Here is a 21,189-nt window from a genome sequence, read left to right as displayed (position 1 = left end):
AGGGATCAATCGGCTGACCGGCGTTTCACCAGAGCCTTGAACCAATCTGCAACCGCCAGAACCAATGCAGCGACCAGCAACAGCCCCAACACTCCGGCAAGAGGCTGGAGTTTTTGCCAGCCGGATGCCGGATCCGCACCAGCCATTCCAATCAACTGCTGCAACAACAGAACCAGCGTGAAGACAACCGAAAGGCCCAACAGCCGGTTGCGCAAAGGCGTGAAATCCAGCCGCCCCTGTCCGTCATCCGGTTCGACTTCGGGGGCAAGGCCGGGGCGGAACACCTGATACCCGGTTTGCAGCAAGAGCAGCACGGCATGCGCCGCGATCATCACCAGCCCCAATGTCAGGATCGGGCCAAGTGCCTCGAGCGCGCCCATCTGGAACACTTCCGGAAGCTTGTTGAAAAAGTCCCTGACAAACTGCACCAGCAACACGATCAGCATCAGGGCCAGACCCAAGTACATAGGCGCAAGCAGCCAGCGTGATGCCGCAATTCCGTGATGCACCGTCTTTTCGAACTCGCCAGCCATGTTCGTCCCTCGTGAAACCTGTTTTGTTGATCTTAGCGGAAGGGGCAGGGTCGGGAAGCCACCGGCATACCCCACAGTTTCTTTCTTTTAGATAAGCTTGGCGCGCCGCGAGGTTGCGCATCAGGTGGCTGACCCCAAAGGTCCACGGGGCACATTCCGTCGACAGGCGCACCCTGTTGCTCAGCGCACCCAGCCCCGGAGATGATATGGTGACAATGTCTCCGATCTTGTGGGTAAACCCTTCGCCGGGCACGTCACGATCCTCGGTAGGGGCAAACAAGGTGCCGAGGAACAGCATAAAACCGTCCGGATACTGGTGATGGCGCCCGATGGTCTGGCCAACCAAATCCTCGGGATCACGGCTGATCTGCTTCATCGAGGAATGGCCGCGTAACTCGTATCCGTCTTCTCCCAGCACGATCAGGTCCAGCTCGGCACTGCGCACATCGTCCAGTGTGAATCCGTCATCAAACAGCCTGATCATCGGACCAATGGCGCAAGAGGCGTTGTTGTCCTTGGCCTTGGACAGCAAAAGCGCCGAGCGCCCCTCGACATCACGTAGGTTCACATCATTGCCAAGGGTTGCGCCGACAATGCGCCCGGCGGAGGAGACTGTCAGAACGATTTCGGGCTCGGGGTTGTTCCATTTCGAGATGGGGTGCAGACCCACATCGGCATTTGGGCCGACAGAAGACAGCGTTTGGGCTTTGGAGAACACCTCGGCATCAGGGCCAATACCTACCTCGAGATATTGTGACCATAAACCCTCGTCGATCAGGGCGTCTTTGACGGTGACAGCTTCGGCAGAGCCTGCACGGATATTGCGCAAACTGTCTCCGATCAGATCGCCAACGCGGGCACGGATCGCTTCGGCGGCCTGCGGATCGCCTGCCGCACGTTCTTCGATTACCCGTTCGACCATGGATTGCGCAAAGGTCACCCCACAGGCCTTGACGGCCTGCAGGTCACACGGAGCGAGGAAATGAACCGCTTCAGTATCGCCCACGGTGGCTTTGGCGATCTCTCCGAGACCCCCAAGCTCGTGCCCTTCAGCATTACGCACATAGTTTGCGGGGTCCTCCATTTCACAAATGTCGCGGACCGTTGGTGCATCGAAGGATGTAATGTCGATCACTTTACCTGCTCGCAAAGTGACAACCGATGGCCCGCTTGCCTTCGGGTTCCAGACGCGCCCCAAAAAGATCCCGTGCATTTCGCTTTCGTTCAGAAATACACCCATGTCCATGCTCCTGCGTTTTGTCCTGCCCGTCACCATAGCCATGGCGTACCAAAGCGGGGAGGCGTAAGTCGGGAAACGCCCAAAAAATAAGAGCCTCGGTTACGTGTTGAGCCTCTTAATCCGGTAGGTAGGAAACAAGGGCGGCCGACAGCGGTCGCAGAATGGAAGAGAGGGATCAGAGTGACATTTTCAGGGACATGCGCAGTGGTAACGGGGGTGCCCAGGGTATCGGCTTGGCGGTGGTAGATGCGTTTTTGTCTAAGGGCGCGCAGGTGGCGATTTGGGATGCCAACATCCATCAGGCTCGTCGCGCTATCGACGAAGACCCCGCTCGCAAGGGGGTGTTGGTTGTCGATTGTGACATCACCGATTGGCGCAACGTTCAAGAGGCTGCGCAAAAGACAACCCGCGCGTTTGGCCACATTGATAGCGTGGTAAACAGCGCAGGCGTCGCTGGGCCAAACACAACCGTTGAAGACTATGACAACGACGCGTGGAAACAGATTATCGATATAAATCTAACCGGCACCTATCACGTCAACAAGGTCGTCATTGCGGGGATGAAAGACCGCAATTACGGGCGCATCGTGAATATCGCCAGCATTGCCGGGAAGGAAGGCAATCCCAACGCCTGCGCCTATTCCGCGTCCAAGGCGGGGGTGATCGGGTTTACCAAGTCGCTGGGCAAGGAACTGGCGGATTTCGACATCGCCGTGAACTGCGTCACACCGGCAGCGGCGCGCACGCCGATCTTTGACCAGATGAGCCAGGAGCATATCGATTACATGCTCTCCAAAATTCCACGGGGGCGCTTCCTTGAGGTGGCCGAGGCCGCAGCGATGATCGTCTGGCTGGCAGGACCTGAGAACTCGTTTTCGACTGGCGCGGTGTTTGATCTCTCTGGCGGGCGCGCCACCTATTGAGCGGGAAGGGGGCGCTGCCCTCGCCGCCTGCGACGACTCCCCGGGATATTTTGGGCCAAAACGACCGGCTGCGTTCAAGATAGCGCGGCGATCACTGTGTCTACGTCAGTGACGGTAGCGACGTTCTGCATGGCGTAGTTGACCGAGGCGTTGTGCCAGTCGGCATTCATGGTGGAACAGGCATCTTCCGGCACGAGCACGTGATAGCCCTTGTCGGCAGCCGTGCGCGCGGTGTGTTCGACGCTCATGTTGGTCCAGGCGCCGGTACTGATGATGGTATCGATACCATTTGCCGCCAGAATGGTTTCCAGCCGTGACGACGCCCAGGCGGACATGCTCATCTTTTCGACGATCATGTCATTGCCCTGGGGTTCGAGACCCGCAGTCGGTTGCGCTCCCCATGTGCCGCGCACCAGCGCATTAGCCTCGACCGCGCCCCTGTAGAGACCGCAATTGTCCGGCATCCCCGGATGGCCCGGCTCGCAGACAAACCAGACATGCAGCACGGTGACACCGGCGTTGCGGCAGGCCTCGGCCAGACGGCGCGAGTTGGCCACCACGTTCTGTTCGCGCGCGTGATCCGGCGCGCCGCTCTCGGCAAAGGCGCCACCGTCCATGATGACGTCATTTTGCATGTCCTGAATGATCAGCGCGGTTTTGCGCGGGTTGAGCCGAAGACCGGAGCCTTCTTCGGCCGGAGTGCCTCCGGCCTTCATGAAAGCCTCTTCCCGGCCTCGCGTTTTCATCTGCACCGCATAAAGCCCGGTACAGGCGCACATGAATAATGTGTCCCATTTGTCGCCGCCCCAATGCATGTTGGCGACCATCTCGGGGACTTCGATCTCGCCCAGTTTCACACCCTCAAAGGAATAGACCCAGACGCCGCCCGGCGCGGTGACATAGACATTTCCATCTTTGTCGGCCTTCATCCCGTCGGGCACACCCGCGCGAAGGGCGTCCTTGATGCCGCTGGCAAAGATGCGCGAATTCGAGAGGCTTCCGTCAGGGGCTACGTCAAACATGCGGATATTGGCCTGTTCGGTGTCATTCACCCACATCCAGCGTTCGCATGGGGAGAAGCACAGGCCATTCGGTTGCGTGAACATGTAGCGGTCGCTGACCAGAACGGCCTCGTCCCCGGGTTTGTGGCCGGGGGGCAGCATATAGACGCCCTGAAACCCCATTTGCAGGGGGCGTTCCACGCCGAAGCCCGGCATCCGGCCATAGGTGGGATCGGTGAAGTAGATTGCCCCGTCCGAGCGCACGCAGATGTCGTTGGGCGAGTTCAGCTCGCGGCCTTCAAAGTGGCTGGCCATCACCTCGCGTGTGCCATCGGGGCGAAAACGGGCCACCGAACTGGTGGCATGTTCACAAACCAGAAGGTTCAGGCCAACGTCATAGGTCATGCCGTTGCCCTTGTTCGAGGGGCGCATGACTTCACTCACCTGCCCATCCGGTGTCCAGCGGCGACGCACATCGGCGGGCATGTCCGAGAACAGGAGATGCTTTTCCACCGGATGCCAGAGGGGGCCTTCGGTAAAGGTAAACCCTGACCCGAGTTGTTTCACCGGCGCATCGGCGTCGATCAGGGAGCTGAAACGGGCATCTGTGGCTTTATGGGGCATTTTCGGCGTCCTCGGGTTGGTCGTTCAAAAGGCTCAGACGGGGAACCACTGCCGTGCGGGCAGCGTCTCGGTCATCGGGCCGGGCACCGACATGCCAAGCCGTCCGACAACCTGTTGGTTCTCGATCTTGGCGGGTTTGTCATGCACGGGCAGCAGGAATGTATAGTTGTTCAAGAGTCGCTTAATCGCCGCCTTCTCCCCGCGTTTTGAGCCGGAGTGGTTGCCCGTCACTTGCGGTTCCATGAAGTTGTTCACGCGCACCTGATTCACGATCTGATCGTTGAAGTCATAGATTACATCGCCGCAGATACAGGCGAGCCCTTCGGCGGTCTCGACAATCACGTTCATCGAGCCTTCGGTATGGGCACCTGCCGCCTCGCACCAGACGCCGGGAATGATCTCTTCGGCTTGGGTGATTTCCAAATCTAGAAACCGCATCGCGCCGTCCTCGTAGATACGGTCGACAAGGTGCTTGATGTCGGGCTTGGGGTATTGTGGGTACATGATACCCGAGACCGAAAACTCCATCTCGCGGCGGTTCAGAACCACGGTTGTATTCATCGGAAAGAGGTCATCTTTGCCCGCGTGGTCGATATGCAGGTGGGTGTGCAGGATATAGCGGATATCGCCCAGTTTGAGGCCGTGCTTGGCCAGCTGGTTCTCGATCATGTTGTCGTGGAATTGCAACCCGCGCATCCCCAGCGTTTCCATGATCGCGTTGTCGCGATAGCCGGTATCGACCAGCACGGGGTATTCACCGCCAAGAATGAGAAAGCCATATACCGGCACGCGGCGCACACGGCCGCATTCATGCCCCAGCACAAGGAACGAAGTTTCCAGTTCGATATCGCCGTAATCGAGTACGTGGATTGCTAAGGCCATATTGTATTCTCCCTGTCGTCACGGGGCTGTTGCCCCTTATTGGTCAAAGTCGGTAGACCCGCTCGGCGGTGTCATTGAAGATTGCGAATTGCGCTTTGTTCGAAAGTGCCGATGCGCCCTGCTGAAAGGCAGTGAACAGCGCGTCATAGCTGGTCCAGAGCTTTTCGATCGGATAGTTCGAGCCGAACATGCAGCGCTCCGCGCCAAAGATCTTTTCGGTCTCGGTGATCATCTCGAGAATGAAACTGGCGTCGTTGCGGTGGATAAAGGTACCAAAGGCAGAAAGCTTGGTGACAACATTCGCGCATTCCGCAAGGCGGCGTATCCCGTCGCGCCATGCCGCCCATCCCTTGTCCGACGTGTCTTCCAGCATGCCTGCGTGTTGCAGGACAAAGGTCACGTCAGGGCAGGCACGAGCCAGTTTCGCGGCGTCAGCCATCTGGCTGGTGAACACCTGCAAATCAAAGGACCAGCCATAGTCGGCGAGTCTGGCGATGTTCTTTTGTACGGTGGGGTCGGCTGGCAGGTCAGCGCGCTGAGCAAACTGGTAAAGCGGGTTCTCGTGCCAATGGAATTGCTGGCGGATGCCGCGCATCAAGGTATAGTCCTTCAGCTTTTCCAATTGTGGGCGCACATCATCAACTGTGAAATCGGCATAGCCCACGATCCCGTGGGGCCAGCCGTGTTGATCCGCGACCGACTGCACCCAGGCCACTTCGTCCTCGTACCGGTCCGGTGACCAATTGGCCTGGACATAGACAGATTTGGTGATGCCAGAGTCTTTGATGTCGGCAAGGTACTCTTCGATAGAATAGTCCCGCATGATCGGTGCATAGGGGCCAAAAATTCGCGGTTGTTCAGGGCCGAGAAGCCACGGCAGGTCCGCTTGCCGCCAGATGTGGTGATGCGCGTCGATCATGCCGCCCTCGCAAGGTTCAAGACATGAGACGCGATGGCACTTGTCCGGCTTCCGTCTGACAGGCTGTCGAGCCAGGGCAGGACTGCTTGCAGGGCCTCTGTGCGCGGGGCGTAGCCCTCGCCTCCTGCCAGAGGCGTGAGCCAGTCCAGCCGCCATGCCAAACGTGAAAGGCGTTGGACAGCGGCGATCATCGCGGCCGGATCGCCACGCTCCAACCCGTCTGACAAGACGATGACGGCCGCGCCACGGGCAAATCCAGCAAAGCGCGGCACGTTTAGATACGCGTCCAGAGCGTCACCGATCCTCGTACCGCCGTCAAAATCTGCAACCAGTGCGCCGGTGCGAGACAGCGCCTCGGCCTGATGGGTGATCTTCAGGGCAGAGGTGATCCGGGTCAGCCGGGTGCCCAGCGTAAAGGCTTCGAACCGGTCGGCGGATTGCGCCAAAGCGTGGGCGAAACGCAGCGTGCTGTCCGTGCGGTCTTTCATCGAGCCGGAAACATCGACCAGCAACACGATGCGCCGCTGGCGCTTCTTGCGCCGCGTTTGGGGCAGGGTGAATACTTCACCGTCGCGCCGGACGGCTTCCCGCAGCGCCTGCCGCATGTTCAACCGGTCGCCATGGCGCGACGCCGCGCGGCGATAGGACAGGCGGCGGGGCAGGCGGGCAGGGGCCAGACGGCGGAACTCTCTCAGGGCGAGGTCTTCCTCAATCCCGGCAAAGTCGCGATGGGCCAGACGCTCGCCACGCACCGCCTCGGCGCCGACTTCGCTTTCGTCTTCATCGACCACAGTTTCCTGTGTCTCACCGCTGGGTTCATGCACCTGAACCTCGTCGTCGTCTTCCCCTCCGGCGGGGGCGGCAACGGCCTGCCCCATGAAATATGCGCGGAACAGGGCGTCATATTCGGCCTGCCGTTCATGCGGAATGGCCAGCATGGCCAGCCCTGCGGCATGGATATCACTCATGTCTTGCGGCCCGAGCAGGCCAATGGCCTCGATGAACCCCATGGTCTGGTCCGGCGCGATGGCAAAGCCATGACTGCGCAGGATCGCCGGAAATTCGACAAAAGGATATGCGGCCTGCGGCAACCTCATGCGGCCATGCCCGGTATCACGCTGCCCAGATTGGGCTGCATATAGGTCAGGTCGTCGTGGTCCTTGAGCGCCACGCCGATTGAGCGCAGGAAGGCGTCAGGCCACGGATTGCCTTGCGAATGTAGCAATGTTGCCGCTTCGGCCCATTCGATGGTCTCGGCAACACCGGGGGGCTTGGCCAGCGGCTCGTGTCGCAGCCGGCCGACTGCTGCCACAACCGCATCCGCTGTGCCTTGGGCGACGCTGGACGCGCGCGCCATCACAATCTCGGCCTCGAGCGCGGGGTCGGGATAGTCGATCCAGTGATAAACACAACGTCGACGCAAGGCTTCGTGCAAATCGCGGGTCCGGTTCGATGTTAGCACCACGACCGGATGCTGGGTGGCACGGACTGTTCCGGTTTCGGGGATCGAGATGGTGAAATCCGACAGGAACTCTAACAGGAAGGCTTCGAATTCATGGTCCGATCGGTCGATCTCGTCGATCAGCAACAGCGTATCGGCGGGTGTCCGCAATGCTCCGAGCAAGGGGCGCTCCAGCAGGAACTCATCTCCGTAGATGTTGACATAGGCATCCCCGGCCTGCCGGATCGCCAGCATCTGGCGGGGATAATTCCATTCATAGATCGCCGCCGCGGCATCGATGCCTTCAAAACACTGCAAGCGGCTGACCTGCCGTGACAAAACGGCGCCAATCGCTTTGGCCGCTTCGGTTTTTCCAACCCCGGCGCGCCCTCCAACAACAGCGGCTTGCCCAAAGCCAGCGCCAGATAGGCTGCCGTTGCCAACCCCTCATCCGCCAAATACTGCGCGTCCCGCAAGGTGCGTTGCAGGTCGGCAGGGCTGGATATGCCGGATATGGACGCGCGCACGGCCATGGATCAGAGCGCCCCCTGTGGCCGCGCGCCACCGTTTGCCTGAAGCCCGCGCAGGATCTTTTCCGGCGTGATCGGCAGGCTGTCACAGCGCACGCCCACGGCGTTGTAAACCGCATTGGCAATCGCGGGCAGTACGGGGTTCGCACACATTTCGCCCGGCCCCTTACCGCCAAACGGCCCATCCTCGGCGGGGCGTTCCAGAATTGCGATGTTGTGGTCCACGACCTCGCCCGGCCCAGGTTGCAGGTATTCGACAAAGTCGCCGGGCATGTGGTCTCGGACCGGATAATAGGGTTCGGTTGTCTCGTAGAGCGCGTGGCTGACACCCATCCACGCGCCACCAATCAATTGCTGTTCCACCAGTTTGGCGTTTAGGGCGCGGCCTACCTCGTAGGCCGAGTTGATTTGGTTCACGGTGACTTCGCCGGTTTCGTCATCCACCTCGAGATCCACCACAAGGGCTGCGTGGGCGAAGGTTGTCACCGGTGACATTTCGCCGGTGTCAGGGTCCGCATCCGAAGGGGGGATCAGGAAAATGCCACGGCCCGACAGCGTACGCCCTTGTTTGAATTGGGCGGCTTCTGCGGTTTCTTCGACAGTGATCGACCGCCCCGGCGCGCCCTTGACCTGGATATTGCCGCGTCCGTCGGTTTCCAGATCGCTGGCGTTGACTTCCAGTTCCTCGGCTGCGGCTTCCAGAAGCGCTGTCCTTGCCTCGGTTGCGGCGCGGATCACGGCGTTGCCCATACGGTGTGTCCCGCGTGAGGCAAACGAGCCCATGTCATGCGGGCCGGTGTCGCTGTCGGCGGTGTCGACATGGACATCCGCAATGGGCACGCCCAGTGCCTCGGCAGCGATCTGGCGGGTGACGGATTTCATGCCCTGTCCCAGATCGATGGCCGACATGGTGACCTTGAATTTGCCATCCGGGGTCGAGTGCACCAGCGCCTGGGCGGGATCACCGCCCAAATTCATGCCAATGGGGTAGTTGATACAGGCAAATCCGCGCCCCTTGTGAATGCTCATCTCAACGTCTCCTTGTGCCGGAAATAAAGCGCGAGACGCCGGGGCGTTTGATGCCACGCTGAAACGGTTGGTCGGGCTTATAGGCGGCGGTTGGCGCCGGTGGTGGCGCCGAAGGTTCGGCAAAAGCTGAGGGCGCAGGTGCCGGGCTGGGTTGGGGCGTTGACACTGGTGGAGCAGCAGGCGGTGGCGTCTGCTGTGGAGCAGGGATGCCCGCGTTTGTCATTGCCGGTTGCGGAGCCTGGGGCTGTGCTTCAAAAGCCTTGGACACCGAATGCCCGATCCGCGTGGGGTCAATCTCCATATCCGCGTCCTGCACCTCGGCAGCCACAACAGCTTCGCCCATCGTCCCAGCAGGAACCCGCCCCTTGTTCGTTGCGCCGCCCATAGGCTGGGGCGGGATCTCGCGCTGTCTGCGGTCTCCGATACGTCCCATGTCATCGGTCAGCGTTTCCGGCACCTCGGCGCGCCAGCCTACGCCGCCCCCTCTTTGCTCGAGGCCCGTTCGGTCTCGGGTGATAGCCGCATCCCCGCCTTTTGTGCGGCCACCTGACAGCACTCGATCAGTGCGGTGTTCTTGGCAAAGCGACGATGCGCCTTGACGTCGCCGTCGCGATAGGCGTTCAGAATACGCAGTTCGACCGGGTTCATGCCGACGGCCTCGGCCACCTTGTCCATATGACACTCGATGGCGAAATCTACCCCTGTGATCCCAAATCCGCGCATTGCAGTGGCTGGCGTGCGGTTGGTGTAAACGCAATAGACGTTCGACGAGACATTGGGGATCGTATAAGGGCCAGGCAAGTGGCCGGTGCCCTTGATGATCGCGTAGGAACTGAGGCGCGTGAAGGCTCCGCTGTCAAAGAAGCCTGTGAACTCACGAGCTATGATGCGCCCGTCATTCATCACCCCGTCGCGAATGCGCCAGCGTTCGGCGCCTCGGGGCGCGCCCACGCGCATTTCTTCGGTGCGGTCCCACATGGATTTGACGGGGCGGCCCGTCAGATGCGCGCCAAGAACGGCCAGAGGCTCGTGCAGGCTGTCGACCTTGCCGCCAAATCCGCCGCCCACCGTGCCGCCGATAAAGTGCAACTTGGACGAGGGCATATCCAACAGCTTGGCCGTCACTCCGAGCGAGAAAAAGAGTGCCTGCGTGGCCGTGTGGCAGACAAAGCGCCCGTTTTCTTCGGGCGCGGCGATGGCACCGCAGGTCTCGACCGGAGCCTGCTCGATGGGGGACATTTGATACTCACCCTCGATCACGTGATCGGCCTGTTGCAGCGCCGTTTCCACGTCGCCAAAGCGCAGTTTCTGGTGATCGTAGAGGTCGTGATAGTCGAACGTGTTGTTGGGATACTCTTCATTCACCACAGGCGCGCCGGGCTTGATGGCTTCTTCAACATCCAGCACATGCGGCAGCTCTTCCCAGTCCACCCGCACCGCTGCCACCGCTTCGCGTGCCTGACGCTCGGTGTCGGCGATGATGGCGAGGATCGGCTCGCCCTGGTAAGACACCTTCTTGTCGCTCAGAAGCTGCTCATCATCGCGTCCGAAATTAATAAGCGATAACAGTGTGTTGATGTTATATGGCACATCATGCGGCCAGATAATCCGGCGCACGCCGGGCATGCGGTCGGCGGCAGACACATCGACGTTGCGGATGCGTGCATGGTGGTGCGGTGAGCGCACGCAGCGCATGTGCAAGAGCCCGTCAAACAGGTGGTCATCGTAGAACTTTGACCGCCCCGTGACGTGGCCAATGATGTCCTGACGCACGATCGGTTTGCCGATTTCTCTCAGATCATCCTGCCGCTCGTCTGCAAACAGGTCTTTGCGGAACTCTACGCTGCTCATGCTGCCCCCTCCCGCGCATTTCAGTCGCGGCAGTCAGAATCGCATTGATGATCGGCTCGTAACCTGTGCAGCGGCAGATATTGCCTGCGATGGCGCTAAGCCACCTGGTCGCGTGTCGGATTGGGATTGTCCCGCAGCAGCGCCTTGGCCGCCATCACCATGCCGGGGCTACAGAACCCGCATTGCGCTGCAAACCCTTCGGCAAACGCTTTTTGCAGCGGATGCATATCCGGACCGGTGGACAGGCTTGCGGTCGTCTCGATCCGCTTGCCAATTGCGGTTTCGGCCAGAGTCAGGCAGGCAAGATGCAACTCTCCATCAATAAGCACGCTGCAGGCGCCACATCCACCTTGGGCACAGCCCTGTTTCGGGGTCAGGTCCCCGGCGTCGCGGCGCAGCACGTCCAAGAGGTTTGCACCACCTTCGGCAAAGACACCAATGTCTGCGCCGTTCAGGTTGAATTGGATCGGGGTTTTGGTCATGTCAGGTCTCCTCACCCAGCAACAGGCGGCGCAGATGCACCGGGGCAACCTCGCGGCGGTACCAGGCAGACGCGAGTGAATCGTCTTGCGGGTCCAGACCGTTGCAGCACGTTTCGCAGGCGCGCTGCACACCATTGGCATCCAGGCTTGCGCCATCCAGCGCGGCTTCGGCGTCCTTTGCACGCAGGGGTGTTGCGCCCATGGCCCCAAAGGCGATCCGCGCGCCGCTGACGCGCCCGCCGCCTGGAACCTGTACTGCGATTGTCATCACTGCAGCGCCCTTGGGTTTGGTACGGGTGACTTTCCGGTAGCGAAAGGCGCCATGCGCGGGGCGTGGGACGATCACGGCGGCCACCAGCTCCCGCAAACGGTCGCGTTGCGCATAGAAGTCTTCGATTGCCAGAGATTGTCCGTCTGACATCTCGACGCGCGCGTCCAGCGCCAGCAGGGCCACACCCAGATCTCCGAACGGAGACCGCACGAATAGGTTGCCCCCTACGGTTGCCATGTTGCGTACCGCAGGGCCGCCAATCGAGCGCGCCACGGGCTCAAGGAACTCTGCACCGCTTGCCCGCATCAACTGAGTCATGGTCGCCCCGGCCCCAATGCGCAAACCGGCCGCTTCGGGACGTACCTCTTGCAGGGACGCATCCGTACTGCGCACTACGCGTGTATAGGTCGGCGTGGCAAAGTTCAGCCCGCGCACCACCATCGTGCCACCGCCCAGAAATTCGCTGCCGTCCCGCATGGCCGAAGCCGCCTCGGCGACGGTGGAATAGGTTTCAACGGAAATGCTCATGCCGCCTCCAGTCCCATATGCGCGCGGACCGCTTCAAAGCCTGCGCTGTAGATTTTGTCGCCGACCATTTCGGCCAGCTCCTGTTCCTGTCCCCGGGGGTGTCGAACCGGCTTTCCCATTCCCAAAAGGTCACATCGCTATCGGTCACCGGAAACAGGCGGCAATGGGCGACGTAGTTGAAAAGCGGGATCGGGGTGTCGAGCAGGCAGTAGGAAAAGCTCTGTTCGATATCCGACAGCGTCAGCAGCTGCTCACGCAACTCCGAGCCGTCCTCAAGCTTGAACCGCCGCACGCACCCCACCAGGTCCGAGGGGTTGCCGCGCTCGATCTGGCTGGTCGCGACCGCCGGGTGCCACTGGTCATGGCCATTGAAATCGCGGATCACGTCCCACACCGCATCAATCGGCGCGTTAAGGATCGTGCTGCGGATCACCTTGACCATCTCAACCCCGAAATGCCGTTTCAGCGCGTCGAACCCGCCCTGAAAGACATCGTTGCCTATGCCATTCACCAGATCGTCCTCGACATCCGGGTCGCACGAAAACTCAGCCGACCATTCGGCAAAGCACCGCTCGCCGTCGGTGATCGGGGTCAACCGGATCGTTGCAACGTATTCGGTCAGCGGCATGGGGCTTTCGAGAATCGAATAGGTGCAGAACATGTCGTAATCGCTGAGACCCAGCAGTTGTTCGCGGATGTTGTCGCCGTTCTGCAGGTTAAAGTTGCGGATGCAGCCAACCTTGTCCGCGGGCAGCGCATCTTCGATGCGGCTATCGCGGATGCGGGGGTGCCAGCGGGGCAGGTCGTTGAAGCCGCGCACGCGCTCCCATACGCGGTCGGCACTCGCCCCGATGACGGTTGAGGTATAAACGCGGGCCATTTACTTTTTCTCCCCGGATTTTGAGCCGCCATCACCCATCAGGCGCTTGGCTTCGTTGCCCGCGCGCCCAAGGTCGCTGGCGTCACGCAGCACACTGGATTTGGCGAGGTTGGACCCATCGACACCAATGTCGCTCAGCAGGCTGTCGATCATTGGCGCCTGAACGCGGTAGCGCAGTGCAGAGTTGATCACCTCGTCGGTGGGGCTGTTGCCGTCGCCGCCACCGCCACCGCCGCCAGCGGAACCGCCGCCGCCCATACCAAGACCACCGGCGCCATTGCCGCCAAGTTGCATGATCTTGATCTCGTCGATCTTCTCGAGCGGCTTGACGCTCGCGGCGACGATGCCCTCGACATGCTCCAGCATCTTGCGCTTGAACAGCGAATGACGGGCTTCGTCGGTAAGCACGTTTTCGGCTTCGTTGATAAGCTTCTGAGCCTCGGCTTCGACGGCTGCACGCACCTTTTCGGCTTCGGCAGCGATGCGTTTTTCCTCGGCCAGTTTCTCGGCCATAACCACATCGACCGATTTGCGGCGCGCGGCCTCTTCGGTTTCCTTGGTTGTGGCAACCTTTTCAGCCGCTTCAACAGCGCGGGCGCGGGCAATGTCCGCCTCGGCAGCTGCCGCGCTTTCCTCAAGCGACTTCTGATAGAGCGCGATGGCCTTTTCCATCGCCGCTTCTTCCACGGTCTGCTCGCGCGCGATCTCGCGCTGGCGACGCTCGGTCTGATGACCGATGCGCGCCTCGTCCAGTCCACGCTCGCTGGCGATCTGGGCGCGCTCCACCTCTTCCTGGCTGGCAATCTCGGCCTCGCGCAGGGCTTGTACGCGAGAGATTTCCAATTGCTCCAGCGCCTTCTTGCGGCCGAGTTTCTTCGCGTCCAACTCCTGTTCTGCCAGGATCTTTTCGGCATCCACTGTCTTTTCCTTGGCCACGCGGGCGGCCTCGATGGCTTCTTCGGCCGCGATCTGGGCAGCATCCACCACACGGTTGCGGGCGATCTCGCGTTCGCGCATGTCTTGCTCATAGGCGATGCGCTCGGCGGCGAGTTTTTTCTCTTTTGCAATCCGTGCCGCCTCGGTCGCTTCGGTCTTGGCGATCTCTGCCGTTTCAACCGCTTGGGCCTTGGCCACGTCGCGTTCGCGGGTGCGTTCTTCGCTTTCGATCCGCTTGACGGCAAGCTTGGCATCCTTGGCGATGCGCGAGGCATCCACCGCTTCACCTGCCGCAACTTCGGCTTCCTGCACGGCCTGATTGCGGGCGATTTCCAACTCGCGTGTCTCTTTCTCGTAGGCGATCCGGTCGGCGGTCGTCGCTTTCTCTTGCGCGATGCGCTTGGCCTCGGTCGCTTCCTTGGCCGCAATCTGAGCCGATTCCAGCGCAGCAGCCTTCAGCACGGCGCGTTCCTCGGTTTCCTCGTCAGCAGCAATCCGGTCAAAGGCCACCTGCTTGTCCTGCGCGATGCGGGCCTTTTCGACAGCTTCACGGCTGGCGATTTCAGCTTCGTCCACCGCCTGGTTGCGGGCGATCTCGAGCGAGCGCACACGCTCTTCCTGCGCGATCCGCGACTTCGAGGTCTCTTCGGCCGCCGCGATCTGGGCTTCGTCGAGGATCTTTTGTCGTTCGATCTCGCGGCTGCGCGTGTCTTGCTCGGCAGAAATACGTTCCGCGCTCAGGGCCTTTTCACGGGCAATGCGGGCCGCTTCCGTGGCCTGTTGCGAGGCGATCTCGGCCTCTTCCAGAACCTTCTGACGCTCAATTTCCAGCGCGCGGGTTTCACGATCCGAGGTGATGCGCTCGGCATTTACCGTCTTCTCCTGCACGATCCGCAGCTTTTCGGCAGCTTCACGGCTGGCGATCTCTGCCTTTTGCACGGCAAGATTGCGGGCGATCTCGTGTTCCTTGGTGGATTGCTCCAAGGCAATCCGCTCCTCGGTGATGATCTTTTCCTGCGCAATGCGGGCGCGTTCCACCACTTCGCGGGCGGAAATGTCGGCCTCATCAACAACGCGCTGACGATCAATTTCCTGACTTTGCGTCTCGCGGTCCTTGTCGATCCGTGCTTCGGTTATGGCCTTTTCCTGCGCCAGACGCGCCTTTTCGATGGCTTCCTTGGCGGCGATCTCGGCCGCGTCAGTTTCCTTTTGTGTTTTAATCCGTGCCTTATCGATGGTCTCGCGGGTCGAGATTTCGGCCTGATCGACAACCTTTTGGCGCTCAATCTCTTGCTGGCGAATATCGCGTTCCGAGGCGATCCGCGCCTCTGCGATCTGATGCTCATTGGAAATACGCGCGGTCTCAATGGCTTCGCGCGACGAAAGGGTGGCCTGTTCGGCTTCTTTCTCGCGCTCGGACCGTTCGCGCGCCAGTTCCGCGCGCTGTTGGGCCCGGCGGAATTCCACATCGCGTTCCTGATCCAATCGTGCCTCTTCGCTGGCGCGGTCGATGTTCAGCGCCTCTTTCTCGGCTTCCAGATTGCGCGCACGGATGCGGATCATGGTGTCCTGTTCGATGTCGTTGCGCAGCTTGCGCCGCTCTTCGATCGATTCGATGACTTTGGTCAGACCCACGGCGTCAAAGGTGTTGGACGGGTTGAAGTACTCAATGTCGGTCTGGTCAATGTCCGTGACCGCAACGCTTTCCAGCTCCAGACCGTTCTTGTTCAGACCGTCCTGCGCGGCTTCCAGAACGCGGGCAACATAGGCGTTCCGGTTTTCGTGCAGTTCTTCCATGGTCATTTCACTGGCAACAGTGCGCAGGGCGCTGATGAACTTACCTTCCAGCAAGGCATGCAGGCGCTCAGGCTCCAACGCGCGACGGCCCAGTGTGGCCGCGGCCAGGCTCACGGCATCCTTCGACTGGGCGACACGCACGTAGAATTCGGCATCCACGTCGACCCGCATTCGATCCTTGGTGATCAGCGCGTCATCGCGCTCGCGTGTCACCGCCAGCGGCATCGAGTTCATGTTCACCGGCGTGATGTCGTGGATGATTGGCCAGACAAATGCGCCGCCGTCGATCACCACCTTTTCGCCCAGGAAACCGGTCCGGACAAAGGCGACCTCTTTCGTGGAACGGCGGTAAAGCCAGTGCATCACCCAGTAGAGGATGAATATGGCGATCACAGCCGTGATTAGCCAAAGGATCAGTTGTCCGATGAGTTGCCCTGTCATCTTTCTTTCCTCCCTTTAGTCGCTGGTGCGACCAAATCTTCCCGGCCTTAGCGGCCGATCTTCTTGAACTCAGCCGTCATGGCGGTCAGCGCGACTTCGGTCGGCAAACGTTCCATGGACGACGCGCCATAGAACCCATGACAATTCTTGGTGTTTTTCAGAACAAAATCAGCGTCTTGTGGTGTGGCGACGGGGCCGCCATGCACCAGAACAATAGTGTCCGGATTGACCGCAAGCGCTGCAGCGGCCCAGGCGTCAGTGAGGGCAGGCGCCTGCTCCAGCGTGACGCCGGTTTCGGCCCCGATGCTGCCACCCGTGGTCAGGCCCAGATGCACGACGATGATGTCGGCCCCCGCCTTGGCCATCGCGGCAGCGTCTTCTTCCGAGAACACATAAGGGGTGGTCAGCAAGCCGCGCTCATGCGCTTTCGCGATCATGTCGACCTCGTGCTGGTAACCCATGCCTGTCTCTTCCAGATTGGCCCGGAAACTGCCGTCAATCAGACCCACGGTCGGGAAATTTTGCACCCCGGAAAAGCCGGTGGTCTTCACGTCATCAAGGAACTTGTCCATCAATCGGAACGGATCGGTGGCACAGACCCCTGCCAGAACTGGCGTATTCTTGACCACGGGCAGCACTTCGCCCGCCATCTCCATCACCACGCCGTTGGCATCGCCATAGGGCATCAGCCCGGCGAGCGAGCCGCGCCCGGCCATGCGGTAGCGGCCCGAGTTGTAAATCACGATCAGGTCGATGCCGCCCGCTTCCTCGCATTTTGCGGACAGGCCGGTGCCTGCACCGCCGCCGATGATCGGCTCGCCTGCATCGCGCATGGCGCGGAACTTGGTCATCAACTCGATACGGTCGAACATGGATTACTCTCCTGCGGAATTGCGCCGTTCGGCGGAATGGAAACTGCGAAAGGTCTGCACGATGATTTGTGCAAACTCCGGGTCATTGATGTTGTTGGGCACGCGCACCAATTGCCTATTGGTGTTCTGGCGCACGGTCTCTTCCAGCGCCTTGAACAGGGCGGCATTGGCTTCGGGGTCCCAGAACTGGTTTCCCGGCGCATCGAGCAGCGAGACACCACCTTCGGGCAGGAAGAACCGGACCGGCCCTGTCATTTCGTTCAGCCGCTCGCCAATCCAGTGGCCCATCTTGATGTTTTCTTCGACAGTGGTCCGCATCAGTGTGATCTGCGGATTGTGCTCGTACAGGTTCCGGCCGCGGTAGTGCTCGGGTACCGTGTCGGGCGCGTTAAAGTTCACCATGTCGAGTGCGCCGCAAGAGCCGATAAAGGGCAGGCCAGAGCGGATCGAGGCCCCGAACCGGTCCTCGTTGGCGGCGAACACGCCGCCCGCGACCATGTCACAGACCTCGGTGGTCGTCAGGTCAACAACGGCCGATAACATGCCGCTGTCCATCAGTTTTTCCATTGAACGCCCGCCGGTGCCGGTGGCGTGGAAGACAAGACAGTCGAAATCCTCTTCCAACTCCGCCGTGACCATCTGCACACAGGGTGTCGTGACCCCGAACATCGTCAACCCGATGGCGGGTTTGTCGTTTTGTTGCGGTTGCGCCGCGCGGCGTCCCTTGACCATTCCCGCCAGAGCATGCGCGCCGTTGCCCAGCACCTCGCGGGTGATCGAGTTGATGCCCTGCACATCGGCCACAGAATACATCATGGTGATGTCCGACGGGCCGACATATTGCTCGGTCTGACCACTAGCTACAGTCGAGATGATCATTTTCGGGACGCCCACCGGCAGACTACGGAAGGCGGGGGCCACTAGCGCCGTCCCACCAGAACCGCCGGCAGCAACAACGCCAGCCACGTCCGTCTGCAGCTGCATCCAGCGTTCAAAGGCCAGCGTCATTCCTGACACAGCGGTGCCGCGATCTCCGGTAAAGACGCCGCTTGATCCGCGCGGGTGGAACCCTGCCACGGCATGCGGCGGCACCTCGGCCCCCGAGGGCTTGCCCGAGGTCGACAGATCCACCAGACGCACGGCTAGCCCTTGATCCTTGAGGATGTCACGCATGAAGCGCAGTTCCGGCCCCTTGGTGTCCAGCGTTCCACAGACAAGCAACGCTCCGGCACCGCGCGGACGTTGCACCATAGCTGTAGGCGTTTCGGCGTCGCGCCGATCCGGTGTTACGGTGCGAGCCGTTCCTTCGATCACACGCACTGGTACGGCACGCGACCAGCGTGTCGGGGTCGACGGATTTGACAGGTAAACCTTCTTGATCGTGCTGTGATGGCTTTCCTCTGGCACCTGTTCGCTTGGCGCGGTCTCGGGTGTTTCGTCATGTGCGTGACGTCCGACCCCCAGCATCGTCTGTTGCAAGTCGCGGTCGGCGGACAGAACCCCACTGTCCATGATCCGGTTGATCCGGCCGTTGACCATGATGCCAACGCTTTCGGCCACCGCACAGGCAACGCCGATATTTTGTTCAATCACAAGGACTTCGATGCCGCCTTCCTGGCCCAGCCTGACCAGCATGTCTTCGACTTGCTGCACGATCACCGGGGCCAGACCTTCGGTCGGCTCGTCCATGACCAACAGCTTGGGGTTCAACAGCAAGGCCCGGGCAATCGCCAGCATCTGCTGCTCGCCTCCTGACAGCTGTGCGCCGCCGTTTGACTTGCGCTCGGCCAGTCGCGGAAAGGTCGAATAGATCCGCTCGACATTCCACGCACCACCGCGCTTGGCCACCAGTTTCAGGTGTTCATCCACCGTCAGAGACGGCCAGAGACGGCGACCTTGAGGCACATAGCCAACACCCATCCGCGCGATCTCTGCCGGGGTCTTGCCGACCAGTGATTGCCCGCCAAAGGAAATATCCCCCGACGCCACCGGCACCAGCCCCATGATCGCCTTGCAGAGAGTGGTTTTTCCCATGCCGTTGCGGCCCACAACAGAGAGGACGCCGTGGTCCAACCGCAGATCCACCCCTTGCAAGGCATGGCTGTGTCCGTAATAGACATTCAGATCGCGCACCTCGAGGGCAGGGGGGCCGTTGCGATCACTCATCGTCGCCTCCCAGGTACAGCGCCTGCACTTCGGGATCTTCTTCGATCTCGGCAGGTTTTCCCTCTTTAAAAATGCGCCCGTTATGCATCATTGTGACGCTCTCGGCGACGCGCAGGGCAACGTCCATGTCGTGCTCAATAATGATGTAACCCATGTGGCCGGGCAGCCCGTTCAGGATTTCCACCAGTTCGCGCCGTTCGGTGGGCGAGAGCCCCGCGGCCGGTTCGTCAAACAGGATGAAACGTGGTGCGCCCGCCAACGCCATGGCGATCTCAAGCTGGCGCTGCTGACCATAACTGAGGTTTGACACGATGGTGTCCCGATCATCGCTCAGATGCACCATGTCCACCAGGTTGTCCGCCGCCGCCATTAGCGCATCATCCCGCCGCGCCCGCAGGAACGAAAACCGGCTGCGCGAGACGCCCACACAGGACAGGTAGATGTTGTCACGTACGCTGAGGCCCGTGAACAACAGCGAAATCTGATACGTCCGCCGCAGTCCGCGCCGGATGCGTTCATGCGGCGGAAATTCAGAGATATCCTCGCCAAAGAAACGGATATTGCCCGTGGTCGCCTTGAAGTCACCAGTGACACAGTTGAACAGCGTGGTTTTGCCCGCCCCATTCGATCCCAGCACGGCACGCCGCTCGCCGGGGCGCACCGTGATATTGATGTCTTCAAGCGCCGCCAGCGCACCGAAATACTTCGACACATTGCGCATTTCCAGCGCATTGGAGGTGCCCGTTGCACTCAGCCGTTCCGCGACATTGGCAGGAGCGTTCATGGCGCGTCACCTCCGCGATCCAAGAGCGGGTCCTTGTTGCGGTTTTCTTTCCAGCGGTCCCAAAGACCCAGAATGCCGTCCGGTGACCAGAACACGATGATCAGGAACCCCATACCAATCAACAGTTGAAACCGTTCTCCGCTCAGCCCCAACGCCACCAGCGCATCCAGCGCAAAGGTCTTGAGGATGACGTAGATAAAGGCACCGATAAAGGCGCCGACCGGATGGCGCATGCCACCGATCACGGTGATGACAAGGACGTCGATTGCTGGGGAAATCCCTGCCGTGCCGGGTGAGATTTGTGCCGACTGCCAGGTTAGCAGGATGCCGCCAATGCCCGCCAGAAACGCGGCAAAGGCAAAGGCCGCAACCTTGTGCGCATTCGCGTTATAGCCCAGTGCTGACATGCGGCGCTGGTTGTCACGAACCCCCTGCAGCGCTAGCCCAAAAGGCGATCGCGAGACGTAAAGCACCGCGAAATATGCCAAAGCAGCCCAGAACAGGGTCAGGTAGTAGAATGCTGTGGATCCCCGCCAATCGACACCGAACAATGCAGGCGGCAGAACCCCGTTGAAGCCGGAAAAACCGTTGAAAATAGTATAGTTTTGCCGTGCAAAATAAAAGAATGCAGCGGCAATAGCCAGCGTGATCATGATCGTATAAATGCCCTCGGTGCGCACCGCCAGCCAGCCGATCAGCGTGCCGAACAATACCGCGATCGCCAAGGCTATTGGGATTGCGATGTACCACGGCCAGTTCATCGAAATGTCGCTGATGGCACTGGTCCCAAAGATGGCCACCATGTAGCCAGCGCACCCCGCTATGCTCATCTGGGCCAGGCTGACCATGCCGCCATATCCGCCGAGAAACATCAGGCTCAGGGCAATGATGCCAAGAATAAAGGTCCAACCGAAAATCTGGAACAGCACAAAATTGGACGCGAAGGTCGGCATCACCAAGAGGACAAAGCCAACCAGCCAATAGGCTGCCGGAATACGCTCGAGCCAACTTTTGCGCTCGATGTCGGTAGAGGCGATCTTATCTTCGATCACGGCCATG

At 60.6% G+C, this 21,189-nt stretch carries 18 protein-coding genes and 1 pseudogene; 1 reads left to right on the top strand and 18 read right to left on the bottom strand.

What is annotated here, in order from left to right; all coding sequences use genetic code 11:
- Nucleotides 1–5 precede the first annotated feature (5 nt).
- Together ACZ1HE_RS15315 and ACZ1HE_RS15310 are read right to left on the bottom strand one after the other, a co-directional pair.
- Nucleotides 6–446 (bottom strand): hypothetical protein, encoded by a 441-nt coding sequence (locus ACZ1HE_RS15315; protein WP_472622134.1) that lies wholly within the window; start codon nt 444–446, stop codon nt 6–8.
- A gap of 187 nt (nt 447–633) precedes the next feature.
- Nucleotides 634–1,746 (bottom strand): annotated as a pseudogene (locus ACZ1HE_RS15310) (fumarylacetoacetate hydrolase family protein); the annotation flags it as partial.
- Nucleotides 1,747–1,970: 224 nt separating this feature from the next.
- Between ACZ1HE_RS15310 and ACZ1HE_RS15305 the strand changes: the two are divergent.
- The gene (locus tag ACZ1HE_RS15305) at nt 1,971–2,696 is read left to right on the top strand and encodes an SDR family NAD(P)-dependent oxidoreductase (RefSeq protein ID WP_472622132.1); all 726 of its coding nucleotides are present in this window, start codon (nt 1,971–1,973) and stop codon (nt 2,694–2,696) included.
- A 74-nt stretch (nt 2,697–2,770) separates the two neighbouring features.
- Here ACZ1HE_RS15305 and ACZ1HE_RS15300 read toward each other — a convergent pair whose 3' ends face one another.
- The 16 genes from ACZ1HE_RS15300 to ACZ1HE_RS15225 form a co-directional block, all read right to left on the bottom strand.
- A complete protein-coding gene (locus ACZ1HE_RS15300; RefSeq protein ID WP_472622130.1) occupies nt 2,771–4,321 on the bottom strand; it encodes an isochorismatase family protein in 1,551 nt (516 codons plus the stop codon).
- A 33-nt stretch (nt 4,322–4,354) separates the two neighbouring features.
- The gene (locus ACZ1HE_RS15295; protein WP_472622128.1) at nt 4,355–5,203 is read right to left on the bottom strand and encodes an N-acyl homoserine lactonase family protein; all 849 of its coding nucleotides are present in this window, start codon (nt 5,201–5,203) and stop codon (nt 4,355–4,357) included.
- A 43-nt stretch (nt 5,204–5,246) separates the two neighbouring features.
- Nucleotides 5,247–6,122, bottom strand: a complete 876-nt coding sequence (locus tag ACZ1HE_RS15290) for an amidohydrolase family protein (protein ID WP_472622126.1) — start codon at nt 6,120–6,122, stop codon at nt 5,247–5,249.
- The gene (locus tag ACZ1HE_RS15285) at nt 6,119–7,219 is read right to left on the bottom strand and encodes a vWA domain-containing protein (protein ID WP_472622124.1); all 1,101 of its coding nucleotides are present in this window, start codon (nt 7,217–7,219) and stop codon (nt 6,119–6,121) included. Before ACZ1HE_RS15285 ends, ACZ1HE_RS15290 begins: the two co-directional genes overlap by 4 nt.
- A complete protein-coding gene (locus ACZ1HE_RS15280) occupies nt 7,216–7,902 on the bottom strand; it encodes an AAA family ATPase (protein ID WP_472622122.1) in 687 nt (228 codons plus the stop codon). The genes ACZ1HE_RS15285 and ACZ1HE_RS15280 overlap by 4 nt, the downstream gene beginning before the upstream one ends.
- A gap of 197 nt (nt 7,903–8,099) precedes the next feature.
- On the bottom strand, nt 8,100–9,122 hold the full coding sequence (locus ACZ1HE_RS15275) for a xanthine dehydrogenase family protein molybdopterin-binding subunit (protein WP_472622120.1): 1,023 nt from the start codon (nt 9,120–9,122) through the stop codon (nt 8,100–8,102).
- A 1-nt stretch (nt 9,123) separates the two neighbouring features.
- Nucleotides 9,124–9,579 (bottom strand): hypothetical protein, encoded by a 456-nt coding sequence (locus ACZ1HE_RS15270; protein WP_472622118.1) that lies wholly within the window; start codon nt 9,577–9,579, stop codon nt 9,124–9,126.
- 14 nt (nt 9,580–9,593) lie between these two features.
- A complete protein-coding gene (locus ACZ1HE_RS15265) occupies nt 9,594–10,973 on the bottom strand; it encodes a xanthine dehydrogenase family protein molybdopterin-binding subunit (RefSeq protein ID WP_472622116.1) in 1,380 nt (459 codons plus the stop codon).
- Between the two features lie 95 nt (nt 10,974–11,068).
- Nucleotides 11,069–11,455 (bottom strand): (2Fe-2S)-binding protein, encoded by a 387-nt coding sequence (locus tag ACZ1HE_RS15260; protein ID WP_472622114.1) that lies wholly within the window; start codon nt 11,453–11,455, stop codon nt 11,069–11,071.
- Nucleotide 11,456: 1 nt separating this feature from the next.
- Complete coding sequence (locus ACZ1HE_RS15255) at nt 11,457–12,254, bottom strand: FAD binding domain-containing protein (protein WP_472622112.1); 798 nt, start codon at nt 12,252–12,254, stop codon at nt 11,457–11,459.
- The gene (locus tag ACZ1HE_RS15250; RefSeq protein WP_472622110.1) at nt 12,238–13,134 is read right to left on the bottom strand and encodes an SRPBCC family protein; all 897 of its coding nucleotides are present in this window, start codon (nt 13,132–13,134) and stop codon (nt 12,238–12,240) included. Before ACZ1HE_RS15250 ends, ACZ1HE_RS15255 begins: the two co-directional genes overlap by 17 nt.
- Nucleotides 13,135–16,308, bottom strand: coding sequence for a flotillin family protein (locus ACZ1HE_RS15245; protein ID WP_472622108.1), 3,174 nt, complete (start codon nt 16,306–16,308; stop codon nt 13,135–13,137).
- Nucleotides 16,309–16,355: 47 nt separating this feature from the next.
- Nucleotides 16,356–17,180 carry a phosphoenolpyruvate hydrolase family protein gene (locus ACZ1HE_RS15240; protein ID WP_472622106.1) on the bottom strand — a complete coding sequence of 275 codons (825 nt, stop codon included), beginning with the start codon at nt 17,178–17,180 and terminating at the stop codon, nt 16,356–16,358.
- 3 nt (nt 17,181–17,183) lie between these two features.
- On the bottom strand, nt 17,184–19,346 hold the full coding sequence (locus tag ACZ1HE_RS15235) for a Tm-1-like ATP-binding domain-containing protein (protein WP_472622104.1): 2,163 nt from the start codon (nt 19,344–19,346) through the stop codon (nt 17,184–17,186).
- Nucleotides 19,339–20,130: an ABC transporter ATP-binding protein gene (locus ACZ1HE_RS15230; RefSeq protein WP_472622102.1), complete on the bottom strand. Its 792-nt coding sequence runs from the start codon at nt 20,128–20,130 to the stop codon at nt 19,339–19,341. Before ACZ1HE_RS15230 ends, ACZ1HE_RS15235 begins: the two co-directional genes overlap by 8 nt.
- Nucleotides 20,127–21,188 (bottom strand): branched-chain amino acid ABC transporter permease, encoded by a 1,062-nt coding sequence (locus ACZ1HE_RS15225; RefSeq protein WP_472622100.1) that lies wholly within the window; start codon nt 21,186–21,188, stop codon nt 20,127–20,129. The genes ACZ1HE_RS15230 and ACZ1HE_RS15225 overlap by 4 nt, the downstream gene beginning before the upstream one ends.
- Between the last annotated feature and the right edge of the window lies 1 nt (nt 21,189).

It is taken from the genome of Falsiruegeria sp. JB4-1 (genome assembly GCF_055693495.1).
Note: the sequence above shows the minus strand (reverse complement) of the source record. Positions and strands in the feature narration are given on the sequence as shown.